Below are 7,768 nucleotides of genomic sequence, written 5' to 3'. Positions count from 1 at the left end.
GGCGCAAGCGCCTGCACCCATCCTACGAGCTGGCGGTGAGCCACTTTGTAGCGGAGATGTAGGATGGGTGCAGCGCAGCGTAACCCATCAGTATGCTGCGATTGAGGCGATGGGTTACGGCGCAAGCGCCTGCACCTATCCTACGAGCTGGCGGTGAGCCACTTCGTAGGGGAGATGTAGGATGGGTGAAGCGCAGCGTAACCCATCAGTATGATGCGATTGAGGTGATGGCTTACGGCGCAAGCGCCTGCACCCATCCTACGAGCTGGCGGTGAGCTGCTTCGTAGCGGAGATGTAGGATGGGTGCAGCGCAGCGTAACCCATCACTATGATGCGATTGAGGTGATGGATTACGGCGCAAGCGCCCGCACCCATCTTACGTGCTGGCGGTGAGCTGCTTCGTAGCGGAGAGGTAGGATGGGTGCAGCGCAGCGTAACCCATCACTATGATGCGATTGAGGTGATGGATTACGGCGCAAGCGCCTGCACCCATCCTACGAGCTGGCAGTGAGCCGCTTCGTAGCGGAGAGGTAGGATGGGTGAAGCGCAGCGTAACCCATCAGTATGCTGCGATTGAGGTGATGGGTTACGGCGCAAGCGCCTGCACCCATCCTACGAGCTGGCGGTGAGCCGCTTCGTAGCGGAGATGTAGGATGGGTGAAGCGCAGCGTAACCCATCAGTATGCTGCGATTGAGGCGATGGGTTACGGCGCAAGCGCCTACACCCATCCTACGAGCTGGCGGTGAGCTGCTTCGTAGCGGAGAGGTAGGATGGGTGAAGCGCAGCGTAACCCATCAGTATGCTGCGATTGAGGCGATGGGTTACGGCGCAAGCGCCTGCACCCATCCTACGAGCTGGCGATGAGCCGCTTCGTAGCGGTGATGTAGAATGGGTGCAGCGCAGCGTAACCCATCATTATGATGCGATTGAGGCGATGGGTTACGGCACAAGCGCCTGCACCCATTCTACGAGCTGGCGGTGAGCCGCTTCGTAGCGGAGAGGTAGGATGGGTGCAGCGCAGCGTAACCCATCAGTATGACGCGATCGAGGTGATGGGTTACGGCGCAAGCGCCTACACTCATCCTACGAGCTGGCGGTGAGCCGCTTCGTAGCGGAGAGGTAGGATGGGTGCAGCGCAGCGTAACCCATCAGTATTATGCGATTGAGGCGATGGGTTACGGCGCAAGCGCTTGCACCCATCCTGCGTGCTTTCAAACAGTTCACCCCAACAGCCAGTTGAACAGGCCGCCGCCCGCCATCAGCCAGCCAAACAGCAGCCCGGCCAGCAGCAGCGGTTGCCAGCCGGCGGCGCGGATGGCGCTGGCGCGGGTGTCCAGCCCCAGCGCGGCCATGGCGGTGGCCAGCAGCAGGGTGGTCAGCTGCTGCAGCGGTGCCACCACGGCGGCCGGCAGCCAGCCGCTGCTGTTCAGCGCCACCATCGCCACAAAACCAAAAGCAAACCACGGGATGGTGATGCGGCCACGCTGGCCGTCCGCCTGCGGCTGGCGGCGTTGCCACCAGGCCGCCAGCAGCAACAGGAACGGCGCCAGCATCATCACGCGCAGCATTTTGGTAAGCACGGCGGCGTTGGCCGCTTGGTCGCTTACCGCCTTGCCGGCGGCCACCACTTGCGCCACTTCGTGCAGGGTGGAGCCGGTCATCACGCCGTAGGCGGTATCGCTGACGCCCAGGCTGGCCAGCAGCGGGTAGGCTGCCGGATACAGCAGCATGGCGAGGCTGCCGAACAGCACCACGCCGGCCACCGCCAGGCTGGCGCGCTCGCCGCTGGCGCGGATCACCGGCTGTGCCGCCATCACCGCGGCGGCGCCGCAGATGGCGCTACCGGCGCCGATCAGCACGCTGCTTTCGCGGTCCAGCCCCAGGCGCGGCCCAGCCCACAGCGCCAGCGCGAAGGTGCTGCCCAATACTGCGGCGTCAATCAGCCACACGGTGGGGCCCAGCTGGCCCAGCTCGCCCAGCGTCAGGCGCAGGCCGAACAGGACGATGCCGGTGCGCAGCACGGTGGTTTTGCAAAACGCCAGCGTGTGCGGGTCGGGGCGGGTATGGCGCGGGCCCAGGTTGGCCGCCAGCATGCCCAGCAGCATGGCCACGGTGAGGGCGGATACGCCGTGCGCGGCCAGCCACGTCAGGGTGGCCAACCACAGCGAGGCCAGCGCCAGCGCGAGTGCCAGCAGCAGGCCGTGTTGCTTATCCAGAATCTTCATATCGTTATTACCTCCATGAATAAGCCAAGCTTAGTGGGCTGCTATTCAGTGGTAAAACGGATAATATGAATGGTACCGATCACTAAAACCGATTAATCATGGCGCTAAAACTATCGCTGCGCGAACTGGAAGTGTTTGCCGCCGTGGCCGCCTGCGAGTCGGTCACCCGCGCTGCCGCCGAGGTGGCGCTGTCGCAATCGGCCGCCAGCCAAGCGCTGGCACAGCTGGAGCAGGCGCTGGGCGTGCCCTTGTTCGACCGCATCGGCCGTGGCCTGCAGCTGAACGAACACGGCCGCACGCTATTGCCACGGGCGCGGGCGTTGCTGGACGAAGCGGCGGCGCTGCAGGATTTGTTCGGCGAGGCGGCGTTGTCGTTGCGGCTGGGGGCCAGTACCACCATTGCCAACTACCTGTTGCCGCAGCGGCTGGCCGCTTTGCGGCAGCGTTGGCCGCAATGCCGCGTCAGCCTGCAGGTGGCCAATACCCGCGACATCGTGGCGGCGGTGGCGGCGCTACAAGCCGACTTCGGCCTGATCGAAGGCCCGTGCCACCACCCGGCGCTGCACAGCCTGCCGTGGCAGCAGGACGAGCTGCTGGTGTTTGCGGCGGCCAACCATCCGCTGGCCGGGCGGCAGGTGAGCCAGGCCGAGCTGGCGGCTGCGCCGTGGCTGCTGCGCGAGGCCGGTTCCGGCACCCGCGAGGAAGTGGAGCGCGTGTTGCTGCCGCACCTGGGCAGCCTGAACGTGGAAATGGAGCTGGGCGATTCCGAGGCCATCAAGCGGGCGGTGGCGGCCGGGCTGGGCGTGAGCTGCTTGTCGCGCCGCGTGGTGGCCGAACTGCTGGACAGCGGCGCGCTGGTGCCATTGCAAACGGCCTTGCCGCCGCTACAGCGCACGCTGTGGTGCATACGCCATCGCGACAAGGCGCCCGGCAGCAGCATGCGCGCCTTTCTGCAGCTGGACGGTCTGGCGCCATAGTGCCGCTTGCGCCTAGCCGGCCAGCGTGCGCCACGCCATCAGTACGGCAAAGCCGATCAGCAACACGCCGCACAGCTGGTTGATGCGCCGCTGCCCGGCCGGCCCCAGCCGCGCCAGCAGGCGCCCGCCGCCGTAGGCCAGCAACAGCCACCACAGCGCCGAGCCGGTAAACACGCCGGCCACCATCAGCGCCGCGTCGGCTGGCGCCGGTGGCTGGCCGCCTGCCAGGCTGGCAAATACCGCGATAAACGACAGGATGGTCATCGGGTTGCTCAGCGTCAGCCCCAGCGCCGACAGATAAGCCATGGCCAGCCCGCCGCCTTCGCTGGCGCGGGCGGCATGGTTGGCCGCGGCGCGGCGCAGCGTGCCCACGCCCATGTACAGCAGCAGCGCGCTGCCGGCCAGCGCCAGCGGGGTGGCGATGGTGCTGAGGGTGTGCAGCAGCGTCCCCATGCCGGCAGCGCCAGCGCTGGCGTACAGGCCGTCGGCGCTGGCAGCACCCAGGCCGGTGACAAAACCGGTGGCCGGGCCACGGCGCAGCGTGCGCTCGATGCACAGCAGGCCGATGGGGCCGACCGGTGCGGCAATGGCCAGCCCGATGGCGGCCGCTTCCAGAAACAGGCTCATGGTGTTCTCCTTTGCTGCTGCATAGTGTGGCGTGGCGCGCTGCCGCTGCCCATGCCGTGATGCAGGCGATGCGCTATGCTGGCTTAAGAAATTCAGGCCAAACGGCAGAAAGGCTTAACAAATGGAAGTGGATGCCAAATCGTGGGCCATTCTGGCCGCGCTACAGGACAACGCGCGCCAGTCGCTGACCGAGCTGGCGCAGGCGGTGGGGCTGTCGGTGCCGGCGGTGTCGGAGCGTGTTAAACGCCTGGAAGAGTCGGGGGTGATTCGCGGCTACCACGCGGTGGTGGCGCCGCTGAAGGCAGGGTATGCGCTGTCGGCGTTGGTAGGCATTACCGTGCCGCAGCCGGCCAAGAAAACGCTGCTGGACAGGTTGGCCGCCATGCCGGAGGTACAGGAGTGCCACCACGTGACCGGGGTGGATTCCTACGTATTCCGCGTGCTGGCGCGCGACGTGCAGCATCTGGAGCTGCTGGTGTCGCACCTGAACGATCTGGGCGAGACGCGCACCAGCATCATTCTGTCCACGCCGCTGTCGGCGCGGCCGGTGTGCCCGCCGCGTTAGGCGGTGGCGGCCGGGCAGCGTGGCGCCACATAAAACAGCAAGGCCCTGCCGGATGGCAGGGCCTTGTGCTTTGCGGCCAACCTTGGCGGCAGGCGCTAATCCACGCGGATGTACGCCCAGCCCTTGGCCTTCATGCAGCTGTTGTACATGTCCTCGCGTTGCTCGGCATTGGCGTCGTAGCTTTCACGGCGTTCCGGCTCCCAGTAACCCGGTGTCCAGGTGCACTGGTTGTTGGCGCCGCAGATCTGCCGTGGCGGCTGGAACGAGGCGGCGCGCGCCACGCGTTCGCGCATGTCCGGCGGGAAGGCTTTGGCGGCTTCCTGCTTGCACGGGTAGCTTTCGGCGTCAAAGTTGCGGGTGCCGTCGCCGTGGCGCCACTGGTAAGTGGCGCAGCCGGCCAGCAGGCTGCACAGCAGCAGGGGAACGATGGCTTTCATCGCAGGCTCCTCAAACAGTTTGCGGCTGGCGCGCCGCCCAGCGGTATAGCGCGATACCGGCCACGATCATCGGCAGGCTTAGCCACTGGCCCATGCTGATCACGTCGGACTGGCCGAAGATGCCGGCGTCCGGGGTGCGGAAGTATTCGGCGATGAAGCGGAAGCTGCCGTAGCCGATCAGGAACACGGCCGATACCTGGCCTACCGGGCGGCGGCGCGCCGAGAACAGCCACAGGATGACGAACAGCGCCAGGCCTTCCAGCAGTGCCTGGTAAAGCTGCGACGGGTGACGCGGCAGCATGTCCACGCGCGGGAACGCCATCGCCCACGGCAGGTCGGCCGGTGCTACGCGGCCCCACAGTTCGCCGTTGATGAAGTTGCCGACGCGGCCGGCGGCCAACCCTGTGGGTACCAGCGGGGCGACAAAGTCGGCCACCTGCCAGAAACTGCTGCCTTTCTTGCGCGCAAACAGCGCCATGGCCACCAGCACGCCGATGAAGCCGCCGTGGAAGCTCATGCCGCCTTTCCACACCATCAGGATTTCGGCCGGGTGCTGCAGATAGTAGCCGGGCTGGTAAAACAGCACTTCGCCCAGGCGGCCGCCGGCGACTACGCCCAGCACTGCCCAGGTAAGGAAGTCGTCCAGGTCCTTGGCGCTCCAGCCGCTCCACGGCTGGCTTTTCACGCGCAGATTGCCCAGCCACAGGAACAGGCCGAAGCCCAGCAGGTACATCAGGCCATACCAGTGCACGGCCAGCGGCCCCAGGTGGATGGCCACCGGGTCAAACTGAGGATGGATCAGCATTTGTCAGTAATGTGCGTTTGCGGTAAAAGGAAGATCGAAATTATACGGAAAGCGCCCGATGGCGTCCCGACGCGATCATGACGGGATGTTGTCATTCACAGAAACTTCACGCACCCGGAAGTTCCTGCCAGCTGCTCACAGAAGCGGTATCCGCGCCCCGGGACACGTTACTTCCGCCCACGGGCGGGCAAAGAGAAACCAAGGATCAAGCCATGCCGCAATACCGCTCCAAAACCTCTACCGCAGGCCGCAACATGGCCGGTGCCCGTGCGCTGTGGCGCGCCACCGGCATGAAGGACGAAGACTTCCAGAAGCCCATCATCGCCATTGCCAACAGCTTTACCCAGTTCGTACCCGGCCACGTGCACCTGCACAATATGGGGCAACTGGTGGCGCGCGAGATTGAACGTGCCGGCGGCGTCGCCAAAGAATTCAACACCATCGCCGTGGACGACGGCATCGCCATGGGCCACGGCGGCATGCTGTACAGCCTGCCCAGCCGCGACCTGATCGCCGACAGCGTGGAATACATGGTAAACGCGCACTGCGCCGACGCGCTGGTGTGCATCTCCAACTGCGACAAGATCACCCCCGGCATGCTGATGGCCGCGCTGCGCCTGAACATCCCGGTGGTGTTCGTGTCCGGCGGCCCGATGGAGGCCGGCAAGGTGCAGTGGGGTAACGAGATCCGCAAGCTGGACCTGGTGGACGCCATGGTGGAAGCGGCCAACAGCGCCGTGTCCGACGCCGAGGTAGACAAGGTAGAGCGTAGCGCCTGCCCGACCTGCGGTTCCTGTTCCGGCATGTTTACCGCCAACTCGATGAACTGCCTCACCGAGGCGCTGGGCCTCTCGCTGCCGGGTAACGGCAGCCTGCTGGCCACCCACGCCGACCGCAAGGAGCTGTTCCTGAAAGCAGGCCGCCTGATCGTGGAGATCACCAAGCGCCATTACGAGCAGGACGACTTCAGCGTGCTGCCGCGCAGCATCGCCACCAAGGCCGCGTTCGAGAACGCGATGAGCCTGGATGTGGCGATGGGCGGCTCCACCAACACCGTGCTGCACCTGCTGGCGGCCGCCAGCGAAGCCGGTGTCGACTTCAAGATGGCCGACATCGACCGCATCTCGCGCAGCGTGCCGTGCTTGTCCAAGGTGGCGCCTGCCACGCAGAAGTACCACATGGAAGACGTGCACCGCGCCGGTGGCGTGATCGGCATTCTGGCCGAGCTGGACCGCGCCGGCCTGATCCACCGTGACGTGCCCACCGTGCACAGCGCCAGCATGGGCGCCGGCATCGAAGCCTGGGACGTGATGCGTCATGGCCCGGATAGCGAGCCGCACCGCTTCTACCGCGCGGCACCGGGTGGCGTGCCGACCACCATCGCCTTCAGCCAGAGCATGCGTTACCCGACGCTGGACGACGACCGCGCCGAAGGCTGCATCCGCGACAAGGCCAACGCCTACTCGCAAGACGGCGGCCTGGCCGTGCTGTACGGCAATATCGCCGAGCGCGGCTGCATCGTGAAAACCGCCGGCGTGGACGATTCCATCCTCAAGTTCACCGGCCGCGCCCGCGTGTTTGAAAGCCAGGACGACGCTGTGGCCGCCATCCTCGCTGACCAGGTGGTAGCCGGCGACGTGGTCGTCATCCGCTACGAAGGCCCGAAAGGCGGCCCCGGCATGCAGGAAATGCTGTACCCCACCAGCTACCTGAAGTCCAAGGGCCTGGGTAAGGCCTGCGCGCTGCTGACCGACGGCCGCTTCTCGGGCGGTACCTCCGGCCTGTCCATCGGCCACGTGTCGCCGGAAGCTGCCGAAGGCGGCGCCATCGGCCTGGTGGAAGAGGGCGATACCATCGAGATTGACATCCCCAACCGTGGCATCCATCTGGCCGTCAGCGCTGAAACGTTGGCCGCACGCCGCGCCGCACAGGAAGCCCGCGGTGCGCAGGCGTGGAAGCCGCTGGACCGCCAGCGTGTGGTCAGCCCGGCGCTGCGCGCCTACGCCGCCATGACCACCAGCGCCGACACCGGCGCAGTGCGTGATGTGTCGCAGGTAGAGCGCAAGTAAGAAGTAGCAAGTTTAAACGAAGCTAAAAAAACCGCCGCATTGCCAATTAGGCAGTGTGGCGG

The 7,768-nt window shown here is 65.9% G+C and carries 7 protein-coding genes; 3 read left to right on the top strand and 4 right to left on the bottom strand.

Annotation, left to right across the window (positions count from 1 at the left end; all coding sequences use genetic code 11):
* Nucleotides 1–1,221: 1,221 nt before the first annotated feature.
* Nucleotides 1,222–2,226 carry a YeiH family protein gene (locus FLQ03_RS05150; RefSeq protein ID WP_144372889.1) on the bottom strand — a complete coding sequence of 335 codons (1,005 nt, stop codon included), beginning with the start codon at nucleotides 2,224–2,226 and terminating at the stop codon, nucleotides 1,222–1,224.
* Nucleotides 2,227–2,324: 98 nt separating this feature from the next.
* Between FLQ03_RS05150 and FLQ03_RS05145 the strand changes: the two genes are divergently transcribed.
* Nucleotides 2,325–3,203: a LysR family transcriptional regulator gene (locus FLQ03_RS05145; protein ID WP_144372888.1), complete on the top strand. Its 879-nt coding sequence runs from the start codon at nucleotides 2,325–2,327 to the stop codon at nucleotides 3,201–3,203.
* 12 nt (nucleotides 3,204–3,215) lie between these two features.
* Here the strand turns inward: FLQ03_RS05145 and FLQ03_RS05140 are convergent, their stop codons facing one another.
* Nucleotides 3,216–3,830, bottom strand: coding sequence for a LysE family translocator (locus FLQ03_RS05140; protein ID WP_144372887.1), 615 nt, complete (start codon nucleotides 3,828–3,830; stop codon nucleotides 3,216–3,218).
* Between the two features lie 121 nt (nucleotides 3,831–3,951).
* Here FLQ03_RS05140 and FLQ03_RS05135 point away from each other — a divergent pair, with 121 nt between their 5' ends.
* A complete protein-coding gene (locus tag FLQ03_RS05135; RefSeq protein ID WP_144372886.1) occupies nucleotides 3,952–4,395 on the top strand; it encodes an Lrp/AsnC family transcriptional regulator in 444 nt (147 codons plus the stop codon).
* A 95-nt stretch (nucleotides 4,396–4,490) separates the two neighbouring features.
* Here FLQ03_RS05135 and FLQ03_RS05130 read toward each other — a convergent pair whose 3' ends face one another.
* Both FLQ03_RS05130 and lgt read right to left on the bottom strand, forming a co-directional pair.
* Entirely contained in the window at nucleotides 4,491–4,832 is a 342-nt protein-coding gene (locus FLQ03_RS05130) for a hypothetical protein (RefSeq protein WP_144372885.1), read from the bottom strand.
* A gap of 10 nt (nucleotides 4,833–4,842) precedes the next feature.
* A complete protein-coding gene (gene lgt, locus FLQ03_RS05125) occupies nucleotides 4,843–5,637 on the bottom strand; it encodes a prolipoprotein diacylglyceryl transferase (protein WP_144372884.1) in 795 nt (264 codons plus the stop codon).
* Nucleotides 5,638–5,849: 212 nt separating this feature from the next.
* Between lgt and ilvD the strand changes: the two genes are divergently transcribed.
* Entirely contained in the window at nucleotides 5,850–7,706 is a 1,857-nt protein-coding gene (ilvD, locus tag FLQ03_RS05120; protein ID WP_144372883.1) for a dihydroxy-acid dehydratase, read from the top strand.
* Nucleotides 7,707–7,768: the final 62 nt, after the last annotated feature.

The organism is Vogesella urethralis, assembly GCF_007644045.2.
Taxonomy (GTDB): domain Bacteria; phylum Pseudomonadota; class Gammaproteobacteria; order Burkholderiales; family Chromobacteriaceae; genus Vogesella; species Vogesella urethralis.
Note: the sequence above shows the minus strand (reverse complement) of the source record. Positions and strands in the feature narration are given on the sequence as shown.